Here is a 23361-nt window from a genome sequence, read left to right as displayed (position 1 = left end):
CACCACCACCATTCGCAAATAAGAACATTGTCAGTGTATGTCTCTCTGTTAGCGAGTAACACGGTAAATACCTAAGTGCGAACGAAAAGCATGAAGGAATTATTTAACATTCGTCGAATGTAGACGAAGTGGAGCAAGACGTGCACACGCTAGTCCGGGATTAAGCTTTGCTCTCATAGAAATAATGCTGCGCCAGAATACGATCGCTCAATTCGATAATACCATAGGAATATTGAGGTTGCCTTCTCTTATCCGTTGGTGAACCCGGGTTGAACATCACGATCCCGTCGACGGTTTGATGATAAGGAATATGCGAATGCCCGAAAATGACGATGTCCGGCTGCTCTTCCCGGAATGCTTCCCGGGCTCTTTCCTCTGTTGTCTTACGGAAGCCGTCACCGTGAATAAGGCCGATTCGATACTTCCCGGCGGTAACGATTTTTTTCAAACCAAACCGCTCTATAATGTCATGACCGTCGTTATTCCCGGCCACGGCTTCGCATGGAGCAATTTGCTCGACGAGATCGACGACATGCTCACTCACCCAATCTCCTGCGTGCAGAATTAGATCAACACCCTTTAATCCCGCTATCAGCGCATCCGGCAGCTTAAGTACCCTCGCAGATAGATGCGTATCGGAAATGACACCAATTCGCATAAAATCACTCCTTTTTTCACATATGCTCCTATTTTCTCATTCGCCAGAAGGAACTGCAAATACAAGGCAGAATTAGGAGCAGACTAAGGTAAGTGACTCATGAAGAGACAGATCTCCTGAAAATTCGATGTTTACAGATCAGTTTGATACAATATTGCTGAAGTCTACGCCAAGGGGGACACCGATGATGAAAGATCCCATCGTCATACAGAACAAATTAAGAGAAGCTATGGGGCATCTCGAGAAAAGGTTCATGGAGCGTGAAGAACTCATCCGAGTCTTGCTCCTTGCTATCATGAGCGGTGAACATGTCCTATTGGTCGGACCTCCCGGTTCGGCGAAATCGCAGCTGGCCCGAGCTGCAGCAGAATTATTCGGCAATGAGCCCTATTACGACTATTTATTGACTCGCTTCACGACGCCGGACGAGCTATTCGGCCCAGTTTCTTTGCAAAAATTAAAACAAGATGAGTACAGTCGCCTCACGGAAGGATATCTGCCTAGCGCGCGTTTTGCCTTCCTGGATGAAATATTCAAAGCAAACAGTGCGATTCTTAACTCCCTTTTATCGATATTAAATGAGCGCGTTTTCTTCAACGGACGTCTGAAGCAGCCGTCGCCTCTGTTATTTTTAATGGCGGCCTCCAACGAATTGCCAGAAGATAACGAGCAGCTGGCTGCACTTTACGATCGCTTTTTATTCCGATTTGAAGTGGAGTATGTCAAGCAAATTTCCAGCTTCGAACTGATGTTTCAAGCGCCGAAATCACCTCTTCCCACGCTGCTTTCAACAGAGCTGATTAACCAATTGAGATCACAAGCAATGGATGTGCAATTGCCGGATGCTTTGATTTACATGCTCTTCCAGTTGAAAACAGCTCTTCAAGAGAAAGAATATGTACTCTCCGATCGGCGTTGGAATAAAATAGGACACACTTGGAAAATTTCAGCTGCTATTCACGGACGAAGTACCGTTGGCGTTTGGGACACCGTCCTCACTCCGCACATGCTTTGGGATTTTCCAGAGGATTTGCCTGAAGTTAAAGCGGTTTTTGATACGTTATTTCAGGATATGCTCAAACGCGAGATGGAACAGGAGCTTCCCCTGCAGCAGTACAATATGACGGTTAAAAAATGGCTGGACAAGGAAGATGAGCTCCATGCCTTCCAATTTAAAAAAGAAATCGGCGGTTCCTTATCCAAAGACGCCGCTGAACGCCTGAAGGGCAGCTTGGAAGAATGCCGCACTGAGCTTGAGGATACGGCACGCAGTTTGCGCGGCAGGCTTGTCACTTGGCAGGAAAAAGAAAAAAAATTGCCCGAATGGATTGCTTCACAATCCATTTTCCTGCAGCATCCCGAGCAGTATGCCGTTAAATTTACGCACCTTCGTATCCAGGGTGAACGCATTCTACAATCCATTCAAGGCTTATATCGCACATTGTTTGACCGTGAAATTCCGGGAATCTTGTACGACTATACCCTATAAGAGGTTACGCTATGATCATTCGCTGCACACGGGTCGATCGGTATGTGTTTGAGGGTTATGTTCATTCTTCCCGCGTCGCACAGGAGTGGATGCGAGAAGCGGTGCGGCAAGCTCCTTGGTTTTCGCTTGAACTGTTTGCCGATTTCTTCATGTGCTTTTACTTAACGAAACCTGAGATCGATGCAGCTTCCGAGGAAACACCTTTCCATCGTTGGATGGTGTTGACCTTGACCAAACAATACTTCTATGTCTCCATTCATCCGCGCACAATCGGACAAGTGAACGCTTCCTTCAAAACAGCGCTCAAAGCGCTAATGTGGCTGACGGAGTCGTACGAGAAAGAAGTAAAAAAACGGCAAAAGGAACAGCAGCAAATAGGTATCGGTTTGGAGAAAAAACAGCAAATGAGCGGTCAAGAGGACAAAAGCGTCAGCGAGCGGCTCACCGATAAGCAGATTGAGAAGCTGAGGCTTGTTGGATATACGCTGCAGCAAGGGAAACGAGCTGTTGAGGACAAGCAAGAGGCTTCCGACTCGCGGCCACTAGTCGTAGACGAGATCCGCGCGTTGAAACAGCGCATCTTGGAATTACAAAGCGAGCTGCGGACGGAGTTCATGAAACGCGACAAGTTGAAAGCCAAGCTGCGCAAGGCGGAAGAGGAACTCGAGCGCCGGAAGCGGCAGCTGGACCGCATGAGCGCCCGCGATCTCGCCGCGATGCAGGAGCTTGAGTCCGAGCTGGGTGACTGGCTCGGGCGATCTTTGAAGGAGACGCTGTCCCTCGAAGAGATGGACAGCTTTAATGTGCACGAGCTCGTGCAGGCGAGTCAGCGGCTCGCGAACCGGCGCTGGGGCAGCGAGCTGGGTAAGCTGCGGAGGCAGACGTTCGAGCACTACGTGCAGTGGATTGAAAAGCTGAAGCGCAGCAAGGATTTGGTGGCTTTCTTGCAAGAGGTGGGCCGCAACATCCATCATCTGCGGGTTCAGCGGAAGAAGCAGCGCTCCCCGTATGTCCCTGAATCCTACGATGACTTGCGGCACTCCGGAGACATTGCGCATTTGCTGCCCAGCGAAGCCAGTCTGCTCGCGGATGAAGATTTTGAGCCTTATTTTCTCGTCAAATGGATGGAAAACAAGCTCATGACTTATAACTACAGCGGTTCCTCTCCAGAACCGCAAAAAGGGCCCGTGATCTGTATGCTCGACACGTCGCATTCAATGCGCGGCAACAAGCTCCGGCTTGCCCAGTTGTTCACCGCGACCTTCGCCTCCTTTGCGCTTCTCGAGCGGCGGGACTTCGTCCTACTGCTGTTTGGCGCCAAAGGCGAGCTTGTCGAGCACATCTTGTCTTACAAGCGTCCCGACTGGGACCGCTTTTATGGTCTTGCGCAGCTTGCCTTCGGCGGCGGCACCAACTTCGATGCCCCGCTCAGCAGAGGCATGGACATCGTTCAGCATCAGCCGCAGTTTCGCGATGCCGATTTCGTGATGGTCACCGATGGCGTTGGCCAGATCTCCAAAGTAACACAGCAGCAGCTTGCCCTGCTGGGCCAAAAAAAGCAGCTGCGGCTGCATTCCCTGATCATCGGCTCCGCCCGCCAGCATCTCGTGCAGAAATACGAGATTATCGGCGTTTCGCATCAGGTCCGATTTGCAACAGCTTGGGATATGCAGGATCCCGTAAAGGATGAGCTGCTGCTAGATGTGTTTGCAAAGCGATGACCAAATCGAAAAATCCCCTGATTGCCTCGAGTTGATGGCACCGGGGGATTTTTTCATGCAACCACATTTGCGGTCAGACAACACCATTACGTTCTATGTAAAAATGCAACTTAAGCTTTCGACTTGCTGCTAAGCCGTCCCTTCGTCACCTCACTCCGTCACACCGTTTATCACTCATAATCAGGTTGCGACTGGAGCAGCATTCTATGTTGTACATTGTGCAACCATTTGGCTGTAATTGGGCCTCAACACGCCTCTATATTGTGCTTTATGCAACGATTCATACAATAAATCGCTTACAACTCACCTTTTCACAACATATGGCTGTATATTGTGCAATCAAAGACCGCATTTGCGGTCAGACGATGCCCTTAGGTTGTATATAATGCAACGTAAGTCTTTACTCCATGACCCTTCCCCATCACTATTCCCTTAAGTTTTAACGGAAAAATGTACTGCTAATTAAATAAGGACCCCTTTCGGAGTCCTCATTGACGGTGAATAGATTTATGGTACTATGCTATGAACCTTTACTGAGCTCGGTCTCTACCTCATCACACTATTGTAGTACCTGACCACATTAATGATTTCTGCGGCACATCTCCTCGCTTCTATACGGATTCAACAACAACTTCCCTTGGTGTAAATTGTCTTTGACACGACACCTCTCTGCTTTCACCGTCAAAGATAGTATGTCCGCTTATTTTTGTTTTATGTATGTAGAAAATAAATCACGATTTCGTTTTCACTCATTAGCCTGAATCAACTCTTTGATCGTCTTGAGCGATACGCCCGTCTCATGATACACATCAATCAATGTGGCACCCGGATGACTGCGAACAAAATCTTTGACCTTATGCGACTCGATCAGAAGCAGCTGGGCACAGGGTTTACAACATTTTTCATATTGCGTTATGAAAACTTTTCCGCACGCTTCACAGTTGCTTAATGTCATTTCTCTACACCTTCCAGAGCCATCTTTTACCAGACTATTTCCAATCAAAAATAGCTTTCGCAACGGCGATCTGTTTTTAGGGGGTAGGTCGTCATCAAAATAAAAAATAATTAAATATGAATCTCGATATGATCCCCTGGCTTTATTTCGCCTGGGCGTTCCACATAAGCGACGATCCCCCTACTTTTCTGCGCTTGGATGATAAAATGTTTCGTTAAACTTTTGTCGTCATACTGCTCCGCGATCACTCTGCCCGGTCCCGCACAGGGCTCATTTTCTCCCTCGCATACTAACCCGCCACCACTTGAAAGCATCATGCGAATGCCCATGGGAAGCTTGGTTAACTCAGGTGCGCCGCTCACCAGAATGTTCGCTCCCAACCACTCGGGCCGAATCGTATCAACACTTAGCCGGTCTGCGATTCCTTGAAGCTCCTCGATAGATACGAGGCTAAGTTGACGACGATTAAAGATCTCCGTGCCTCTCTTATACATGGGCTGTCTCGAATCAGCTTTGGCAAATATGCCAAAATGCCTATCGCCTTCAATTCCGCCAAATTTCAACTCGGCTCCGTCAATTTCTCTTGTCACAAATGTAGCTGGATTATCTGCAATAAGCACAGCTTCAACTTTTATGATCATGGTCATCTATAGCCTACCCGCCTTGTCCAAAATTTCGCAACCTACTTATCCATATGCACGAATGGCATTTGTTGTTAATGATGTTTTGACTTTTATCAGCCTACTGTCTTCCCGCCATCTCCGGCCACATCACACCGTCTTCCCATCCCAGTACAAAAGCTTCCCATCTGCGCACCTCTGGAAAAACCTCCAAATCGCCAAAATATTTAGCAATGGCCACATGCTGAGTCGCATGAGCTTTCAGGGCAGCTGCTTTGACTGACCATCCCTGCTCCGTATCGACGACAATCGAAGGCTGAAGCCCTCGCTCCCGCAAAATGCCAGAAGCCGCATAGTAAAGCTTGCGAACACTTGGGCATTTCCCACTTAAAACAGCTGCTGTCGTTGCTTTGGATATAGTGACATGATCCGGGTGCCCATTCCCACCATCTTCTGCAAAGCTGAATACATTCTCCACCTCATAACGCTGTAGAAATGAAATAACGCCTGCGACCAGATCGTCGAAATCAATATTCGCCAACTGACCGTCCGGGAAGCCCAAATGTTCCACAACTGAAATTCCTAACACTTCAGCAGCAACGGCCATTTCTTCTTCCCTCAGCCTGGCAAGCTCCGACTTATCGGTCGCTCTCTCCAGCCCCTGCCGGCCTGCGTCTCCCCGCGTTGCTAGCAGCAGCACAGGAGCGTTGCCTTCATCCGCATACTTGCGAATTAAGCATCCACTGAGAAAAGTCTCATCATCCGGATGCGCATAAACAAATCCATATTGAATTCCCATCTTCCTCTTCACTCCGTTTTCCTTTTATGTAAAATTAGGCGGCGGATATACGTTCTCAATCACATAAATCGCTTGATCCCAAGGCATCGTCACCTCTGTGTGTTCTTGCAAATCCATTAAGCTGACTTCGCTCTCCGCACTTATTGAGATGACAAAGCGCATGCCAAGCCCTTCCGCTATATGCTTCCCAAAATCAGAAGTCAGACATTCCATCCTTACCCCAATGCCAACTAGCTGCAATTCGTTCTTTAGTTCACGTATACATTCATTCACTTTCGATGAAGCTTTAGGCGCCAACAGGATTACTTCGGCTTGTTCGAGGTGATTCATGAACCGACTTTCATCTTCCGGACTCTCATACCTTTGATTGCTGTTTCCCATACCTTCACCTAGTCCCTTCTCCCGAGATAAAAAAACGCGCCGGACCTATGGTCCTGCGCGAATTGCTATCTCGCAGGGAGGCCAACGCGAAATGCGTTAGCCCACCCTGATAAGTTCAGGTATGTGCTAACGCCTATAAAAATAATGAAATTGTACGAACCAAGTTGTGTTCTTCATATTGATTCGACTCCTTCACTGTCATGATTATTACTGATTATAGCGGGGGGTTGTCAGCAATGCAACAACTTTTTTCGGAATGCCTTTAAGCTAAAACGCCTTCAATATCAGCTGCAATATCGGAAGGTTCCGTTCTCGCGCTGTACTGTTTGACTACGCTGCCGTTTGCATCTACAAGGAATTTCACGAAATTCCATTCAATATCGCCAGTGCGGTAAGGTTCTGGTGTGTGGCTTAGCAAATAAGTGTATAAAGGGTGAGCGTGTTCACCTTTCACATCGATTTTTGCAAACATCGGGAAAGTGACATTGTAATTAAGCTCGCAAAAGCTTTGAATTTCTTCATTGGTCCCTGGCTCTTGACCGGCAAATTGATTACAAGGGAATCCTAGAACAACGAGGCCCTTTTCTTGATATTGCTCGTATAAACTCTGCAAGCCTTTGTAATGAGGCGTAAGTCCACAAGCGCTTGCTGTATTGACAATAAGTAATGCTTTGCCTTTGTAATCGGAGAGTGATTTCGTTTCTCCCGTAATGGTCTGAACTTCAATATCATAAATGGACACAGTAATCTACTCCTTCAATGATAAAATAACTACTTGTCCATTATAGCATTGTTTCCCAACACCCCCAAATATCTTCCTGTTAAACGGTTTAGCTTCCCATATCCTGACAGGTGTGTTATATTGTTTACCTGTTTATTCGCAAAATAGACACACCATCTGATCTTAGGAGGTAACTGATCTTGGACACAAAGACTCAAAGTGCCTATCAAGAAGAACTGCAGCGACTCGAAGAAACGAATATCGAAATTGACAAACAACTGGCTAGGCTTAGAGCCACGCCTGTCTATTACGGTCCCGATTTAACGGAACAAGCGTTAGAAGTCGCACGAGAAAATGGGAGAAACAACTTAGCCAAAGCGGTTGATGAACCCTATTTTGGCCGTTTGGATTTTCAAGAGTCAGGCACCGCTTCATCCCAGCCGCTATATATCGGCAAATCAGGCGTAGAAGACGAACGTACCGGTCAATTGCTTGTTATTGACTGGCGCGCACCGGTGGCCAGCTTGTTCTACTCGTTTACCGGAGGACTTGATGCAGCTTCCTACGACTCACCGGACGGTCTCATCGAGGGGCTTGTCTATTTAAAGCGAAATCTCGTGGTGCGCAAGCAAATTCTTCAGCGCGTCGTGGACACTTATGATCGCACCGAAGACTCTTTAGCCGTTGGCGACGAATTTTTGCTCTATCGATTAGGGGAAAATAAAGATAACAAGCTTCGCGATATCGTCTCCACCATTCAAGCGGAGCAAGACCGTATCATCCGTGCTGCCAAAAATACCGCGCTCATTATCCAAGGGGTCGCAGGAAGCGGTAAAACGACGGTTGCCCTGCATCGTCTCGCCTTTTTACTTTATCAATACCGTGAACAGGTTCGTGCTGAGCGAATGATTATTTTTGCACCGAACTCGATGTTCCTCGACTACATATCAGGCGTTTTGCCTGAACTGGGTGTCGGCAATATTCAGCAGAGTACTTTTACCGATTGGGCGCTCGATGTGCTCGATCAAGAAGTTAAGTTAGCGGATCAAGCGCTCACCCTGCAAACCTGGTTCTCACTTGGCAGCAAAAGACCTCCGGTCGATGATAACGCCCCAGGCAGATTTAAAGGTTCAATTGACTTTAAACAATATTTGGATGACTGCTTGACGAAATTCGAATCCTCCTACGTCCCAACGGCGGATTTCATTCCTTGGGAGGGCGTTAAGCTGCCGCTTGCGAACATCCGCGAATGGTTTTTCGTCGAGAATAAGCATTATCCGCTCGTCAAACGTCGCGAACGCGTCGTAGCTCGTATCAAGCGTTGGATGGAAATGCAGCTCGACAAAATCTGGGAGCAAACCCGGAAAAAAGAGCTGAAAAAGAAATCGTCGCAGCGTTTGCGGACTTATTTAACCAGTTGGCCGGAGCATTCGGCATTCAGCTTCTACAAAATGCTGTTCGCTGAAACAAACCGTCCGGACAGCTTACCTGCAGAGCTTCTGCATAAGCTTCCTGAGCCCATTGTCAGCGCATCGCTGAAGCTATTCAAGAAAAAAGAAGTGCAGCTTGAAGATCTCGCTCCACTCCTTTATATTCATACACGTCTCTATGGCATTCCATCGGACCAATTGTTCGACCATGTCGTTATTGACGAAGCCCAAGACTTTTCACCTTTCCAGGTGGCTGTTCTTGATAGCTATACGCGCAACAGTTCCTTTACGATTCTGGGTGATCTGTCGCAAGGAATCCATGCTTATCAAGGCATCAAAGACTGGAAGGAATTTTCCAGTTTATTTCAGGAAGAGCAAGGCGGCTACTTCGAACTCGAGCGCAGCTATCGATCAACGATGGAAATCATCCAGTTCGCCAATCTGGTGCTGCAACGAGGTGTCGAGAACCCGCTCCTTGCCGTCCCCGTGTTCCGCAGCGGGAACAAAGTCCGCGTCTTGCAGACAGACCTCAAAGAAAGAATTCCCCTGCTGCTGCAGGCTATCGCGACGTTACAACAAGGAACGTCCAGCACGATTGCCGTTGTTGCTCGTACGGAGAAGCAGGCTGAGGACCTGCATGACGTCCTGACCAAAGCCGGCATAGAAACAAATCTCATCACATCCAAACAGCGTGTGTATCGCGGAGGAATTTCCGTTGTACCGGTTTATTTAACCAAAGGACTGGAGTTTGACGCCGTTCTGCTGATGGATGTAACGGCCGGACATTACGAAGCAACGCTTATGGATGCCAAATTGCTTTATGTAGGCTGCACGCGCGCGCTTCATGAGTTGTGGTTGATGGCTCCTGGCGAATTATCACCTCTTGTCTCGACTGATGATGCTGACATTGTCACAACAGATTTACCTTAAAAAAAGACACCTGATTCTTCTTAGGCAAGTGCCCAAGAAATCAATCAGGTGTCTTATTTAATAAGCGATCAGCACGCCGCCTTCTCCAGCATACGTACCTATGACGGTACCCATGTTCGCGAATAGCACATTACGAAACGGATGTTTTTGGAGGAGTTGGTTCAGAACCTCGCGCGCTCTTTCCTCACAGTTGCTGTGTGCGACGGCAATCACATCTTTATCGTAGTCGTGAACAGCTTCCCCCACTTTGGCGATCATTCGTTTCAACGCTTGCTGAGTGCCGCGGATTTTATCCATGACTTCAATCGAGCCTTCTTCACTGGCTTTCATGACGAGTTTAATATTCAAAACTGAAGCGACAGCCCCTCGGACCCGATCAAGCCGTCCACCTTTAATTACATTTTCTAATGTATCTAAGAAAAACAGCGTCCCCGAGGAAGCAACCGAACATCGTATCGCCTCTACAATTTGCTCAAAAGGAACATCATTCTCGGCCATTTTGGCTGCTTTAAAGGCTAGTACACCAAGCCCTAGTGAAGCTGTTTTCGAATCAATAACTTCAATACGTCCTTGATAACCTTCCTCTATGAGCATCTCTTTGGCCATAAGGGCATGATTGTACGTACTGCTTAGCGCAGAAGAAAGACAAATCACAAGAATATCCTGATTGACCTCAGCTTTTTTTTGATAATCCGTGAGAAAATGCAGCGGCGAGGGACTAGACGTTTTAGGCAGTACACTCTCCGTTTTCATTCTCGCGTAGAAATCACAAAGCTCCATGTGAGGGGGCATGCACTCCTCTCCAAAATGTACGGACAAAGGTACTATAGTGATCCCTAGCTCGTCCACAATCAATTTGGGGAGGTCGCAGCTGCTGTCAGTGATAATCTTGATTGTCGTCATGTTGTGTACACTCATTTCTTATTTTTTGGCGAAAACGATGCCAAGCGTGCGAGGTCCGCAGTGACTGGATACCACACACCCGGTTTCGGTTATGTAGACTTGCTTTATATTGGTTTGTTGTTCAATCTGCTCTTTGACATACGCAGCTTCATCGGCCGCCATAGCATGAGTGACGAACAGGAACTCCGTATCCATTTCATCTTTTAAAGCAAGTGCATTATCCAGTAATTGTTGAAGCGCTTTCTCCCTTTTCCCTCTTACTTTGTCCGTCAATGTCATAGCCCCGTCAATCACTTTCACAACAGGTCTAATCTTCAATAAACTTCCGAGGAAATGCTGGACACTCGAACATCTTCCGCCTTTATGCAAGTACTCCAAAGTATCAATGATAAACTCAACTTCAATATGGGATCGAAATGACTCAATCATGGATTTGATTTCCGAACTGCTCTTGCCCTCCTGAGCCGAATGAGCAGCCTTCAACACTAGCAAGCCAATCCCCGTTGATAGAGTTCTAGAATCGATTACGGTAACCTTATCATCAGGAAAATTTGCAGCCGCTATGGATGCATTTTGAATTGTTGAAGAGAGTTCCGACGAAAGTCCGATATAGACGACATCATCCCCAGCCTGCACAGCCCCTTCAAACGCCCTCTCAAAATCGATTGGAGAAGGCGCTGCTGTTTTGGGCAGTTTGCCGTTTTCATCTACGAGTTCAAAGAGCCGGTCAGGTCTGATGGTAACGCCATCTTTTAGCGATACATCGTCAAAAACAACATAAAGAGGGACAACTTCAATCTGGTATCGATGAATGAGCTCCTCACTTAAATCACACGTGACGTCAGTAAAAATACGCACCCGGGACATTACGGTCAACCACCTTATCCTTCTATCTATCCGTCTATAAACTGAAAACCACATGAATTCTATGGATTGTTGTGTGTTCAGTATATCGGATATGAGATGAAAGCTCAATCATACAAAATAAAGTAACTATAAATTAGAAACCATAGATCGTCATACCACCGTCAACGAACAACGTCTGACCCGTCACATAGTTCGCAGCATCCGAAGCAAAGAAAACAGCAGGTCCTACCAGCTCTTCGAGTTCCCCAACACGCTGCAGGGGTGTACGCGCAATAACATCAGCCAGAAATTCAGGATTAGCCAACATTTTCTCCGTAAGCGATGTTTTAAAGTACCAAGGCCCAATGCTGTTCACGTTAATTCCGAATTTTCCCCACTCCAACGCTAGCACCTTTGTCATTTGAATCATGGCTGCTTTTGTAGCCGCGTATACAACTCCGGTCCGTAGGGCAATATGTCCGGCAACAGAGGCGATATTGATGATCCGACCATACTTTTGCTCTTTCATATGATGGCCAACAATTTGGGCGCACAGAAAGGCGGATTTGAGATTCGTCTGCATGATGGTATCCCACTCTTCATCGGTTACAGCCAGTGCTTGACTGCGTATGTTCATCCCGGCATTGTTGATCAGAATATCTAATTTACCTGCCTTCTCGATAATTTGTTCGACAGCCGCTTCAATTTGTTCTCGATTCGTGACATCCACTTGGAACGGATAAGCTTGTCTACCTAAAGCACGAATTTCGGCAGCTACTTCTTCAATATCACTTGACGTACGTGCAAAAAGAGCGACATCAGCGCCAGCCTCCGCAAGTCCGATCGCCAGTGCTCTACCGATCCCTCTTCCCGCGCCTGTAACCAAGGCAATTTTATTTTCTAATCGAAATGAAGGTAATAACATATTCTCATCGTCCAATCTATTAGGTAGTTTTTTTGTAGCTAAAAAAAGAAAGTAGGTTGCTCACATGGAATATTCCGTTCAAGAAGAGAAAGCAAATGCCATCAGCCATGGGATTGGGATCCTATTAAGCTGCGCAGCACTTATCCTGCTCGTAGTTCAGGCTTGTCTGCATGGCGATGCGTGGCATATTGTGAGTTTTAGCGTGTTCGGTGTGGCGCTCATTACGTTGTACACCTGCTCCACCCTGCTGCATAGCGTCAAACATCCCCGGCTGAAAGACATTTTTGAGGTGCTCGATCATTCCGCTATTTACGTTTTAATTGCAGGCACCTATACCCCCTATCTGCTTGTGACCCTGCGCGGGCCTTTGGGGTGGACTTTCTTTGGCGTGATATGGGGGCTTGCCTTAGCAGGTATCGTGCTCAAAATATTTTATGTGAAGCGATTTATCCTTATCTCCACGCTCTGTTACATCCTCATGGGCTGGCTTATCGTTATTGCTTTTAAGCCGCTTTACATGAACCTTCCCTTTGGAGGCATCGTGTGGCTTGTCGTTGGAGGACTGCTGTACACATTCGGTTCCATCTTTTATGTATGGAGGCGCATCCCTTATCACCATGCCATTTGGCATATTTTCGTGCTCGCCGGTAGCGCCTGTCATTTCGTTTCCATTTTCGGATATGTCATCATGTCCTAGTTAAGGAATCAGCCGCTGCAGCTGCTGAAGGGAGACGACGCTCTCAACTTGGCGCGCCAGTTCATCATAACCTTCCTCATTGGGATGAATGGCATCCTCAGAAAGGTAGTGAGTGTCCTGCCCCACAAAAGCATCATACACCTGAACGATGTGAATATGCGGCTGCTCTAATTTACGCAAAAATATGTTAAAACGCTGCACCCAATATGCTGATTCAGGCACCTGCGGTAAAGGATTATACAATCCAATCAAGGCAATTAAATATGGGGTGTCGATACCTTGCCGCAGCGTCTCTATTTGCACCATGATTTCTTTGTAATTCGATTCGTAGGTTTGAAGAGCTGTCTTTAAAAAAGCGGGGTCATTTTGATAAAAGAAAGGAATTGCACCTTGGATTAAATCATTGCCGCCAGCTGTAATCGTGATGATATCCGCCGTTTGGATATCCTTCTGAATTTGTGGATCGGACTGCAGCGTTTGGAGCAATTCGCTAGTCGTAGCACCGTTCGTGCCCGCTTGGATCAATTGAACCGGAACGTTAAGCCACTGCTCTACTTTCTGCTTAAAGCTGTACACGAATCCACGACCATCCGGTGCACCAAAACCAACGGTTAGTGAATCACCAAATGCCAAATAGTTAATCGTCTTATCCATGCTATCCTCTCCCTAAAGCCTGACGTAGGATAGTATATGCGTCAGCGCCCAGTTTGGGAAGGGACACTCTCACCAGTTGTGCGGCAAGATTTTTTATACGTTTACATGCTCCTGAACAAAATTTTCGATTTGCGCTTTTTCCGCGTAGGTAAATTGAAACTCGCAGTCGCAACCCTCGTCATGAAGCACAATTTGCACAATATCCCCATCCAAATTGCAAATCACAAGAATCGATGGATCGATGAGATCTTCCGGAAATGTCTCGCCAGCTTCTAGACGCATGCTTAAATAAATATCGTGCCATTGTCCGCGCACCTCAGATTCAACAAAAGATAATGTAAATTTGTGTTCAACGTGCTCTGCGCCATATTTCATCATCTGACAGTTCCCCCGCAACATTATTTTCTCAAAAGCTGATATTTTTCTATTTGAACCTCGTTCATTTATTGTAACTCAGAGCTCCTGAAAGTGGTAGTTTGCGCTCCTTTATACTACAATAAAAGCAAGTAATTAGATAAAGGAGCCTTCTCACATATGAAATCGAAATCCACCATTACGCAAACCATTGACAACAACGCAAATAGATTCAAAGCGATTTCCAGCTTTATCGGTGCGAATCCGGAGCTCGGACATGAAGAGTTTCAGGCTGCCGCTCGCCTGACGGAAGAGCTGGAATATCATGGTTTCCAAGTTGAACGCGGTATACTGGATATTCCAACTGCTTTTATAGCCACCTATGACTCCGGGAAAGCAGGACCTGTCGTCGGCTTCTTAGCGGAGTATGATTCCTTGCCTGATCTGGGTCATGCCTGCGGCCATCACTTGATCTGTATGATGAGCTTAGGCGCAGCAATCGGCCTTAAGTCTGTACTTGCCGAAACTGGCGGCAGTATTCGTGTGTACGGGACTCCCGCGGAAGAAACCAAAGGAGCCAAAGTGCCTATGGCCGAAGCAGGACTTTTCCGGGACGTGGATATCGCCTTGATGGCGCATCCTTATTACACCTATGAGAAATCGGGTGAATCCCTGGCCATGGATGCGATTCAGTATGAATTTTTCGGCCGTCCCGCGCATGCCGCTGCGCAGCCTTATGAAGGTGTTAACGCGCTGGACGCCGTACTCCAGCTTTTCAATTCCATCAACGCGCTGCGCCAACAGATGAAATCCGACGCGCGGATTCACGGCATTATTAGTGAAGGCGGTAAAGCCCCTAACATTATCCCGGACTATGCCGTCGCTCAGTTCTATGTTCGATCAGCGACTCGCACCTATACCGATGAACTCGTACAGAAAGTGCTCCGCTGCGCAGAGGGTGCTGCATTGCAAACCGGATGTACACTCAAAACGTCCTTCTACGAATATTCGTATGACGAGCTGCGTACAAACGAAACGTTGTCCCAAGTTTTCTCAGATCAACTAAGTGAGATGGGAATCGATCCGAAGGACGTTGAAATCGGCAAAGACCACGGCTCGCTTGATCTGGGCAATGTATCGATCCAATGTCCAACGATTCATCCTTTCGTCAAGGTCGTTGGCGAGAAGCACATGCTGCATACCAAGGAGTTCCGCGATCTTGCGCTGCAAGAGCCTGCCCTTGACGCTATGATTTTCACAGCCAAAGCGCTTGCTAACACCGCTTACGAAGTTCTCAGCAGCCCGAACCTGCTGCAAAGAATCAAAGATGAGTTTGTGGCAGCAACGAAATAAGATAAAAATGGGGTTGTCACTACAGGACATGAAAGTCCTGAGGGACAGCCCCTTTTTTCTGAGCGATCAGCTTAGCCCGACTCAACTGAAAAAGATGGCTCAAGCCGTGACGCCAGAAGCCGAAGCTGCAGCAGTTGCCATGGCCTCCCTGTGACCTTTTTCCGCCTTATCTCTTCGCTCTTCAAGCTGAGCCAAGATCGCGTAAAACATTCCCATGCCAATGACTCCGCTAATCCCAATGAGCGTTGCCAACATCCAAGACGGCATCCAGCCTCCAAGGATCACGCCAAAGCCGCCAAGCAGGGTTGCTCCTTTGTATACCATCCCATAAAGAGCCATATACGAGCTTCTTGCATCGTCAGGCGCAATATTACCCAAATACGCTTGCTTAATCGGCACATACATCAATTCGCCAAGCGTTGCAATGAACATCGAGAGCAGCAGCAGCCAAGGCTGATTGCTATAAGCTAAATAACTATAGCCCAAAATATAGCAGGCGTAGCCGACAAACAACACTTTGCTATCTGAGAACCGCCGCATCAAAACTCCCATAAGAACGGAAAGCACAACGACAAGCACGGTATTTTCTGTCCGGATAAATCCTAACATTTTGAGACCGTCAACGGTCCAGGATGACCCCATCCAAGGGATAAACGGAGCGGATACCATCTCTTTTTCCAATCGCACACCGACATAATTTCCTAGATGAAACTCAACAGATACCAATAATAAAGAAGCCACTGTGAAGATCATGAATGTTTTATCGTACAGCACCAGCTTGTAATTGGACCACATGGACGTCTTCCCTTGAAAGCTGCTCCCCACTCCTCCACGATCGGATAAGGGCTTCGGCTGGTAGGCATCATGAATAAAGAAATAAGTGATAATTAACGATATCAAACCGATAACCGATAAGCCAATGAACAACTCAAACAGGTAGGATTTGAATAAAAACGCGCCTGCGATACCAGCAATTGCAAAAGATAAATTGTTCATCCAGTACATGATGGCATACATATATTTCCGAATATCAGGAGCTGTAACATCGAGCAGCATCGCATCGTTGGCGGGTCCATGAACCCCCCAGAACATGCTCACGAAAATCATCAGTACAAACGTCATCCACGGAGACGACAACCACGGCGAATTAGACAAAGCCATCCCCATAAAGCAGATCATCCAACCGATTTCTGCGGTAAGCATCAGCTTTTTGCGACCTATGCGATCTGCGTAATAGCCGCCTACAATTCCTGCAATGACACCCGCCAGAATACCGAGGATGACAACAAGTCCAGCGCTCGTATCACCTAATTTTCCAGAAAAATAAATGGACATGAAGGGAAGCACCATATTGTTCGCGGTACCGGAAATGAAAGAAAGGCCGATTCTTAATTTAACATTACGATGAAAATCGCGAAATCTCACGGTATCCCTCCAAGTAGAAAAACAAATCTGCCAAGCCTCGTATTTCACCTTCGTTCAATTAATACGTTGAAAAACTACTTTTTCTCGTTACTGCGCAAAAACAAGCCTACGCCAACTAACAATAGGCAACCCGCCAAAAGCTGGATGGCAGTGATCTTTTCCCCGAGCAAAAAATAAGCCAATATCGTCGCGCCAAGCGGTTCGCCCAGAACGGTCATCGATACGGATGATGCCTTCATATACTTGAGCAGCCAGTTGAATACATAGTGACCGAAGACCGTTGGAATGATGGCAAGCAGCAAGAAAACGCCCCACTCTTTCGCTGGATAAGCTGTGAAAGAAGTTCCTGTCATCATATTCGTAACGGCAAGAACGAGTCCTGCGAACAGGAAAACAAAGAAACTATATACGAAAGCGGAAATCCGCTCCCTCAAGCCTTTGCCCCAAAGCATGTGCAATGCAACCGCGACGGTGCCGATGAGGGATAAAAAATCGCCTTTCAATGCTGCACCTGAAAATTGGAAATCTCCCCAACCAATAAAAATGGCGCCTACGATCGCCACACACATCGCCAATACGGCTGCGCGATTGGTTCTTTGCCTATAAAGCAAAAACGCACCGACGAGAACAAAGATCGGCTCTAACGTGAGAATCGCTGTCGAGCTGGCAACCGTCGTAAATCGAAGGGAATCCATCCAAAACAGAAAGTGTAACCCAAGCGCGATACCGGAGGCTGCCGTTCGGAGCCAATCTCTCAAACGAATTCTAGTAATCTCTGACCGATAACTCCATAGAAAAGGCAGCATAAGTACATTCGTCATCAACAAACGATACATAGCCGTGACTGCGGCGGGTGCATCGGACCATCTAACAAAAATAGCCGAAAATGAGATTGCGATAATACCGATTAACAAAAAAACAGGAATTGGAACTTTCGTTTTATTCATTGCATTCATCTTGCAAAACTCCTTGCTGCGTAGTTACCCTGATGTAGCCAAATACCAAATCATTATATAGGAGGTTGCCTCTATTGCCAATCTTTTTTAGACATTGTTCAATTATTGTTCCATAAGAAAAAGCCCTGTGGCGATCCACCTAAATACGAATAGGCAGCCTCCACGGGCTTTGTAATTAAATCCTGCGCACGACTTAGTCTAAAACAGCCGTAATATGCTTGGTTGTAACAGACCAGTGCGATGTATTCCAGATGGATTCTTTATTTTTAAAATAAAGAATTTGCGGTGATGCATGTTTGATGCCTAGATCCTCCGCAATTTGGTTAGAAACCGGGCGAGATTCAATGACCTTAACCAAGTAATAATCTACACCTTCATTCGGCTTCCCTGACAAATATTGTTCGTATTCATCAAGCGCGCTTGCGCTTACCGGACAAGTTGTGCTGTGTTTCAGAACGACCGCCGGTTTATCGGAGGAACGGTCCCATACTTCCTGCCACTGATCAACCGTTGTGAGCTCTTTCCATGCTGACATTTCAATCTCTCCCTTCGTATTACATTGAAATTATTATAAATTAAGCAAGCTGCTTATGCAACTCGCCAGGCTCGCCAACCCCGCAAGATTCGCAAACACAGCACGCTTATTGCTATAATCAAGATATAAAATCAACTTTGGAACTAGGAGGAACACGATGGAACCTACACCCCCATTGACAAGACGAACATTTCTAAAAAAAGGCGTTCTGCTTGCAGGTTCTTTACTGGCTTCCGGAGGTCTTGTTGGCAGTTATTCCAGCTTTATCGAAACCAAATGGTACGATATTACGAGAATCACCTTATCATTGGAACGGCTCCCCAATGCCTTTCATGGGCTTAAGCTTTTACAGTTCAGCGATTTACATATAGGTCATCATTTTAATCTAATTGATTTAGAACGTGTCGTTACCGTTATTAATAAAGAAAAAGCAGATCTTCTAACTTTTACAGGTGATTTATTCGATGCCCGAATTACAGAAGACGAAACGTTAACGAGTAAACTGCTCGCCAGCCTAGAAGCACCATTGGGTAAATGGGCCGTACTAGGGAACCATGATAAATGGATCGATAAAAACTATACCCTGCCAATCCTCGAAAACGGCGGCTTTCAAACGCTACTCAATGCCTGTAAGAAGATTACCTACAAAGGACAATCCATTCAGATCGCAGGTGTTGAAGATCGACTTACCGGTTCTCCCGATATCGTCAAAACCCTCCAAGGCACCAATGCTCAAATGTTCACGCTCCTGCTCTCGCATTGTCCCGATTTCGCTAATCAAGTCATCGGACAACCCGTCGATTTGCAGCTATCCGGCCATTCTCATGGAGGACAAGTTCGTTTGCCTATCGTAGGTGCGCTCTTTACACCGCTTCAAGGTAAACAGTACGTAATGGGGCTTTACGAAATACCTGATTCCAAGCTGCTTGTCTATACGAATCGGGGGATCGGCACAACGTTTCTCCCCTTCCGTTTTCTTTGCAGACCTGAAATTACCGTGATCACGTTAGAAAAACGAAAACCCTGAGCGCGTACACAGCGTCTCAGGGTTCAGGATTTATTGTCTGACATGCAAAAATTGACGGAATAAGAAGACAGCTTTCAGCTTCAACAGATCATTAACTTTCTTGAAATCCACCTGCAAAAGATCACTGATCTTTTCTAAACGGTAGGTAACAGTATTTCTATGAATGAATAATTGCTTAGCCGCTTCGCTAACTTGACCGTCATTACGAATGAAAACCTCCAAAGTTCGGATCATTTCTTGCGAATATTCGGCATCCTTCTCCAAGAGCGGACGCAATACTTTGGCACAGTAGTCTTCCATCATATTGACCGATACATGTTGGAACAGATGAGCGAACTCTATCGTTTCGTAGTGAACCACGCGATCCGACAACTCGAGCTTATTGGCCATTCGTTGTGTCTCCATACATTCCATGTAAGCTTCTCTCAATGCAGTCGGCTTGCTTTTCATGGCACTTGTATAGAACACCATCTCGCCGGCTTCCTCTCGGCAGCCTGAATCGCCTGCATATTTGATCAGAAGTTGTGCCAACTCATCTTCAGGAAAGCCCTCCGCTTGAGTCGAGGAATAAATGGAAAACATGAGATCTTTGAGTATAAAATGATTTGCGCGCAAGAGATTCGATTTGGGATGCAGCTCCATGTACTCTTTCAGCCGCTTCATTCTCCCTTGACGTTGTTCGTCTACTTGCCCTTCCGGCTTGCTTTTGCTAATCACACATTGGTAAGCACCCGTGAAGAGTGTTAACCCTCGACCCTCTGCCTGCTCCAGGAACTCTTCAAGCGACGTCCCTTTCTCCAAATAGCGATACAGCGAGTTTTGCAAATCACGCTCTGCTGATGCCTCCACATGTGACCGAAACGTATAGTTCATATGAAAAGTTAATATGTCCGCCGCCTGCTGGAATAAACCTTCCTCGACGTTGGCAAGAAGCACGGCATCCGGCATGATCAGCAAATGTCCCAAGAGCTCATCATCCTGATGGTAGAGCCCTACCCGGTACGCGCGGTCTTTGTTCGAGTATACCCAACCGCACTTACGTTTAGGCCAGTTCTGAGCTAATTGATCTTGCTTCCACGCGCTAGTATTATATAAAATTTGCCCTCTGGCCCCAACGACAGCCATGGGGTATCCAAGAATATTACTGAGTAATTGGAACATTGACGCCATATTGTCCTGTTTCAAACCGAACTGCATCAACCTCGTCTGTTTCTCCAGCACGGATTGCAGCAGTTTCGTGTTGCGGCGGTATTCCGCATTGAACAATGCATTCATTTGATCTGAAAAAGTAAACTGAAAGGGCATCTCAATAATCGGAAAATGCAACCGGTCCGCTTCCTCGACAACAACCTGCGGCAGCTCCGTCCAAAAACGACCAAGCTTGATCCCTAGCCCGGCAGCGCCGCGATCATTTAATTTACGAAGTAGATTAACGGTCTCCTGCGGACTATCTTTCATGGCGAAAGCGGTGGTGAAGAGCATCTCGCCGGATTTCGTCCAATCCGCAATATCTGGCGCGTCCATAACATTGACAGATTTAACGATGCGGGATTCCCCTTGCTTGCCAGCTACAAGCTTCGCTTCCGTTAATGGATAAATGGATAATGCTTCACGAATGGTAAGATGCATCGTGCTTCCCCCCTTATGCCTTTTTACAGATTATAGGATGACATGACCAAACAGTCAATGGATTTGTGTTAGATTATATGACATTGGTTAAATTTTTTTGAACAATTTATGTCTATATCGCACAACGATGTTATTTAATGTAACATATACGCACAAAAAACGAGAGACATGCTTGCACATGCCCCTCGTTCCTAATACCTTTAACCACTAAATCACACGAAACGTCCCCGTGCCCATGGTCCCTAAATTTCCATCGCGATCCATCACTCGCCCTTGTGTTGTAATCATTTTGCGGGATTGATGAACAAGCTCAGCCGTTACAATCAACCGCCCCTCATACAGCGGAGCGACAAAATGAACGTTCAAATTTGTGGTAACAACCTTATCCTCCGGCCTTGCCGTCATAACGACAATCCCCATCGCATTATCCAGCAAAGAGGACAAAACACCGCCATGGATGATGCCAATTGGATTCAAATGATGAGATTTTGCCTCCAAAGCAATCGTAATGATGCCATCTTTCAGATCAACAAATTCACAACCAAGAAACCCCCAAAACGTAGGTTCCGCCGCTGCGGCCAGCTGCTGCAGTCGTCTATTCACTCGCTCGTGAGTGTTATCCATAGGATTCCCCTCCACTTTCCTTGTAAAGGGCTACCCCTTTTTCTCTTCTTCTAGTAATTGCCTTCGCAATACTTTTCCAATCATCGTCTTTGGCAAAGAATCCCGGAATTCCACTTTCCGTGGAACTTTAAAAGCCGCTAAGCGCTCACGGCACCACAGTTCAAGCTCTTTCTCCGTCAACGTCATACCGGGTTTCAACACAACAAAAGCTTTCACCGTTTCCCCCCTGTATTCATCCGGCACTCCAACAATCGTCGCCTCCAAAATAGCCGGATGCTCAAAGAGCACTTCCTCAATTTCACGGGGATAAATATTGAAACCTCCGGCAATAATGAGATCCTTTTTACGGTCCACAATGGAGAAAAAGCCATCCTCATCCATGCGTCCCATATCTCCTGTGTAAAGCCATCCATCGCGAATAGTCATCGCTGTTTCAAGCTCTCGCTGCCAATAACCTTTCATCACCTGCGGGCCTTTGATCAGCAATTCACCGATTTCACCAATCGGCAATTCTTCACCGGTATTCACATCAACAACTTTCGCCGCCGTGTCGGGTAAAGGTACACCAATCGAACCGATTTTGCGATAACCCCAAATGGGATTGGCATGCGTAACCGGGGAGGTTTCCGTTAACCCATAACCTTCAATGAGCTTACCTCCAGTCAAAGCCTCAAAACGCTCCTGAACTTCTAAAGGAAGTGGAGCCGAACCGCTTACACATACATTAATGGACGAAATATCGACCTCTTTGACCCGTTTATGATTAATAATTGCAATGTACATAGTAGGCGCGCCAGGAAAAATCGTGGGTTTCATCTTATTGATCGTTTCTAAGATGAGGTCGATATCAAATTTGGGGATTAGAATCAGCATGCCTGCCTGCAGCATGGATTGATTCAGCAAAACCGTTAAACCAAACACATGGAAACAGGGAATCGCTCCCAGGAACCTCTCCCCGCCCACTTGAATTTTATAGCACCATTTTGTCGTCTGATACGTGTTGGCGATCAAATTCGTGTGAGTCAGCATGACACCCTTCGAAATCCCAGTGGTTCCTCCTGTGTATTGAAGCAAGGCAATATCCGTATCCGCATCCGCCTCCACGCAAATCGGTCGCGCTGAAGCGGCACGCAGCAATTTCTTGAAAGCGTAAACGCCTTCGCCATAAGCAACATCCAGCTTTGCGCCTTCTTTTTTCATTTTAATTGGATATAAGACATTTTTCGGAAAAGGCAGGTAATCCTTTATCGATGTCACAATGACATGTCGAATCAACGTCTGCGCTTTGGCCTTCTGCACACGATGAAATAATAAATCCAGTGTAACAATGACCTCCGCCCCGGAATCGGAGAGCTGGTGAACCAGCTCTCTCTCCATGTACAGCGGATTCGTCATAACGACGATCCCGCCCATCATAAGTGTTCCGAAGTAGGCAATAATGGCGGACGGGCAATTGGGCAGCATGATCGATACACGATCTCCTTGGCACACGCCGAGTTCCTTTAGAACATTTGCAAAGCGATAAGACGCATCAAGCACCTCATGATAACGTATTGTTTTACCAAGAAAATGCAGGGCAGGTCGATCGGGATACTTATGTGCTGAATCTACCAACAAACGTGCAAGGTTATGCTTAGGGTACTCGTACGTCGGCGCCACTTCCTCTGGATAATGACGCAGCCAAGGCTTTGCCTCACTCATACAAACCATCCCCTTCAGGTTCTTCCCA

Annotated in this window: 23 protein-coding genes; 6 read left to right on the top strand and 17 right to left on the bottom strand. The window is 46.7% G+C overall.

All coding sequences use genetic code 11. The features are described 5' to 3' along the window. Nucleotides 1–160: 160 nt before the first annotated feature. Entirely contained in the window at nt 161–658 is a 498-nt protein-coding gene (locus RQP52_RS04305; RefSeq protein ID WP_315949679.1) for a metallophosphoesterase family protein, read from the bottom strand. Nucleotides 659–845: 187 nt separating this feature from the next. Here RQP52_RS04305 and RQP52_RS04300 point away from each other — a divergent pair, with 187 nt between their 5' ends. Together RQP52_RS04300 and RQP52_RS04295 are read left to right on the top strand one after the other, a co-directional pair. Further along, entirely contained in the window at nt 846–2147 is a 1302-nt protein-coding gene (locus tag RQP52_RS04300; protein WP_379174428.1) for an AAA family ATPase, read from the top strand. Between the two features lie 11 nt (nt 2148–2158). Further along, on the top strand, nt 2159–3868 hold the full coding sequence (locus RQP52_RS04295; RefSeq protein WP_315949677.1) for a vWA domain-containing protein: 1710 nt from the start codon (nt 2159–2161) through the stop codon (nt 3866–3868). A gap of 745 nt (nt 3869–4613) precedes the next feature. Here the strand turns inward: RQP52_RS04295 and RQP52_RS04290 are convergent. The 5 genes from RQP52_RS04290 to RQP52_RS04270 form a co-directional block, all read right to left on the bottom strand. Continuing rightward, entirely contained in the window at nt 4614–4823 is a 210-nt protein-coding gene (locus tag RQP52_RS04290; RefSeq protein ID WP_315949676.1) for a hypothetical protein, read from the bottom strand. A gap of 110 nt (nt 4824–4933) precedes the next feature. Beyond that, a complete protein-coding gene (locus tag RQP52_RS04285) occupies nt 4934–5470 on the bottom strand; it encodes an MOSC domain-containing protein (protein ID WP_315949675.1) in 537 nt (178 codons plus the stop codon). A 94-nt stretch (nt 5471–5564) separates the two neighbouring features. Continuing rightward, entirely contained in the window at nt 5565–6242 is a 678-nt protein-coding gene (locus RQP52_RS04280; protein WP_315949674.1) for a PIG-L deacetylase family protein, read from the bottom strand. A 24-nt stretch (nt 6243–6266) separates the two neighbouring features. Further along, nucleotides 6267–6623, bottom strand: coding sequence for a hypothetical protein (locus RQP52_RS04275; RefSeq protein ID WP_315949673.1), 357 nt, complete (start codon nt 6621–6623; stop codon nt 6267–6269). Nucleotides 6624–6885: 262 nt separating this feature from the next. Further along, nucleotides 6886–7365, bottom strand: coding sequence for a glutathione peroxidase (locus tag RQP52_RS04270; RefSeq protein WP_315949672.1), 480 nt, complete (start codon nt 7363–7365; stop codon nt 6886–6888). 179 nt (nt 7366–7544) lie between these two features. Between RQP52_RS04270 and RQP52_RS04265 the strand changes: the two genes are divergently transcribed. Next, nucleotides 7545–9704: a HelD family protein gene (locus RQP52_RS04265; protein ID WP_315949671.1), complete on the top strand. Its 2160-nt coding sequence runs from the start codon at nt 7545–7547 to the stop codon at nt 9702–9704. A gap of 57 nt (nt 9705–9761) precedes the next feature. On the opposite strand, the gene RQP52_RS04260 is transcribed toward RQP52_RS04265, so the two are convergent. The 3 genes from RQP52_RS04260 to RQP52_RS04250 all read right to left on the bottom strand — a co-directional run bounded on the left by RQP52_RS04260 (nt 9762) and on the right by RQP52_RS04250 (nt 12378). Further along, nucleotides 9762–10607: a DegV family protein gene (locus RQP52_RS04260; protein WP_315949670.1), complete on the bottom strand. Its 846-nt coding sequence runs from the start codon at nt 10605–10607 to the stop codon at nt 9762–9764. A gap of 18 nt (nt 10608–10625) precedes the next feature. After that, a complete protein-coding gene (locus RQP52_RS04255) occupies nt 10626–11474 on the bottom strand; it encodes a DegV family protein (RefSeq protein WP_315949669.1) in 849 nt (282 codons plus the stop codon). A 133-nt stretch (nt 11475–11607) separates the two neighbouring features. Next, nucleotides 11608–12378, bottom strand: coding sequence for an SDR family NAD(P)-dependent oxidoreductase (locus RQP52_RS04250; RefSeq protein WP_315949668.1), 771 nt, complete (start codon nt 12376–12378; stop codon nt 11608–11610). A 64-nt stretch (nt 12379–12442) separates the two neighbouring features. On the opposite strand from RQP52_RS04250, the gene trhA reads away from it, so the two are divergent. After that, nucleotides 12443–13075, top strand: coding sequence for a PAQR family membrane homeostasis protein TrhA (trhA, locus tag RQP52_RS04245; protein ID WP_315949667.1), 633 nt, complete (start codon nt 12443–12445; stop codon nt 13073–13075). Here the strand turns inward: trhA and RQP52_RS04240 are convergent, their stop codons facing one another. Both RQP52_RS04240 and RQP52_RS04235 read right to left on the bottom strand, forming a co-directional pair. Continuing rightward, nucleotides 13076–13729: a GDSL-type esterase/lipase family protein gene (locus RQP52_RS04240; RefSeq protein WP_315949666.1), complete on the bottom strand. Its 654-nt coding sequence runs from the start codon at nt 13727–13729 to the stop codon at nt 13076–13078. Between the two features lie 93 nt (nt 13730–13822). Further along, complete coding sequence (locus RQP52_RS04235) at nt 13823–14107, bottom strand: hypothetical protein (RefSeq protein WP_315949665.1); 285 nt, start codon at nt 14105–14107, stop codon at nt 13823–13825. Between the two features lie 156 nt (nt 14108–14263). On the opposite strand from RQP52_RS04235, the gene RQP52_RS04230 reads away from it, so the two are divergent. Then, nucleotides 14264–15436, top strand: coding sequence for a M20 family metallopeptidase (locus RQP52_RS04230; protein WP_315949664.1), 1173 nt, complete (start codon nt 14264–14266; stop codon nt 15434–15436). A 99-nt stretch (nt 15437–15535) separates the two neighbouring features. On the opposite strand, the gene RQP52_RS04225 is transcribed toward RQP52_RS04230, so the two are convergent. The 3 genes from RQP52_RS04225 to ytxJ all read right to left on the bottom strand — a co-directional run bounded on the left by RQP52_RS04225 (nt 15536) and on the right by ytxJ (nt 18352). Beyond that, on the bottom strand, nt 15536–16861 hold the full coding sequence (locus RQP52_RS04225) for an MFS transporter (protein WP_315949663.1): 1326 nt from the start codon (nt 16859–16861) through the stop codon (nt 15536–15538). Nucleotides 16862–16935: 74 nt separating this feature from the next. Next, nucleotides 16936–17817, bottom strand: a complete 882-nt coding sequence (locus RQP52_RS04220) for a DMT family transporter (RefSeq protein ID WP_315949661.1) — start codon at nt 17815–17817, stop codon at nt 16936–16938. A gap of 193 nt (nt 17818–18010) precedes the next feature. Beyond that, complete coding sequence (gene ytxJ / locus RQP52_RS04215; protein ID WP_127456505.1) at nt 18011–18352, bottom strand: bacillithiol system redox-active protein YtxJ; 342 nt, start codon at nt 18350–18352, stop codon at nt 18011–18013. 157 nt (nt 18353–18509) lie between these two features. On the opposite strand from ytxJ, the gene RQP52_RS04210 reads away from it, so the two are divergent. Continuing rightward, complete coding sequence (locus RQP52_RS04210; RefSeq protein ID WP_315949657.1) at nt 18510–19379, top strand: metallophosphoesterase; 870 nt, start codon at nt 18510–18512, stop codon at nt 19377–19379. A 30-nt stretch (nt 19380–19409) separates the two neighbouring features. On the opposite strand, the gene RQP52_RS04205 is transcribed toward RQP52_RS04210, so the two are convergent. The 3 genes from RQP52_RS04205 to RQP52_RS04195 all read right to left on the bottom strand — a co-directional run bounded on the left by RQP52_RS04205 (nt 19410) and on the right by RQP52_RS04195 (nt 23333). Beyond that, a complete protein-coding gene (locus tag RQP52_RS04205) occupies nt 19410–21008 on the bottom strand; it encodes a PucR family transcriptional regulator (RefSeq protein WP_315949655.1) in 1599 nt (532 codons plus the stop codon). Between the two features lie 207 nt (nt 21009–21215). Further along, the gene (locus tag RQP52_RS04200; protein WP_315949654.1) at nt 21216–21632 is read right to left on the bottom strand and encodes a PaaI family thioesterase; all 417 of its coding nucleotides are present in this window, start codon (nt 21630–21632) and stop codon (nt 21216–21218) included. Between the two features lie 30 nt (nt 21633–21662). Continuing rightward, complete coding sequence (locus RQP52_RS04195) at nt 21663–23333, bottom strand: long-chain-fatty-acid--CoA ligase (RefSeq protein WP_315949652.1); 1671 nt, start codon at nt 23331–23333, stop codon at nt 21663–21665. Between the last annotated feature and the right edge of the window lie 28 nt (nt 23334–23361).

Source organism: Paenibacillus violae (assembly GCF_032461945.1).
GTDB lineage: Bacteria > Bacillota > Bacilli > Paenibacillales > NBRC-103111 > Paenibacillus_E > Paenibacillus_E violae.
This window is presented reverse-complemented; position numbering and strand designations above follow the sequence as displayed.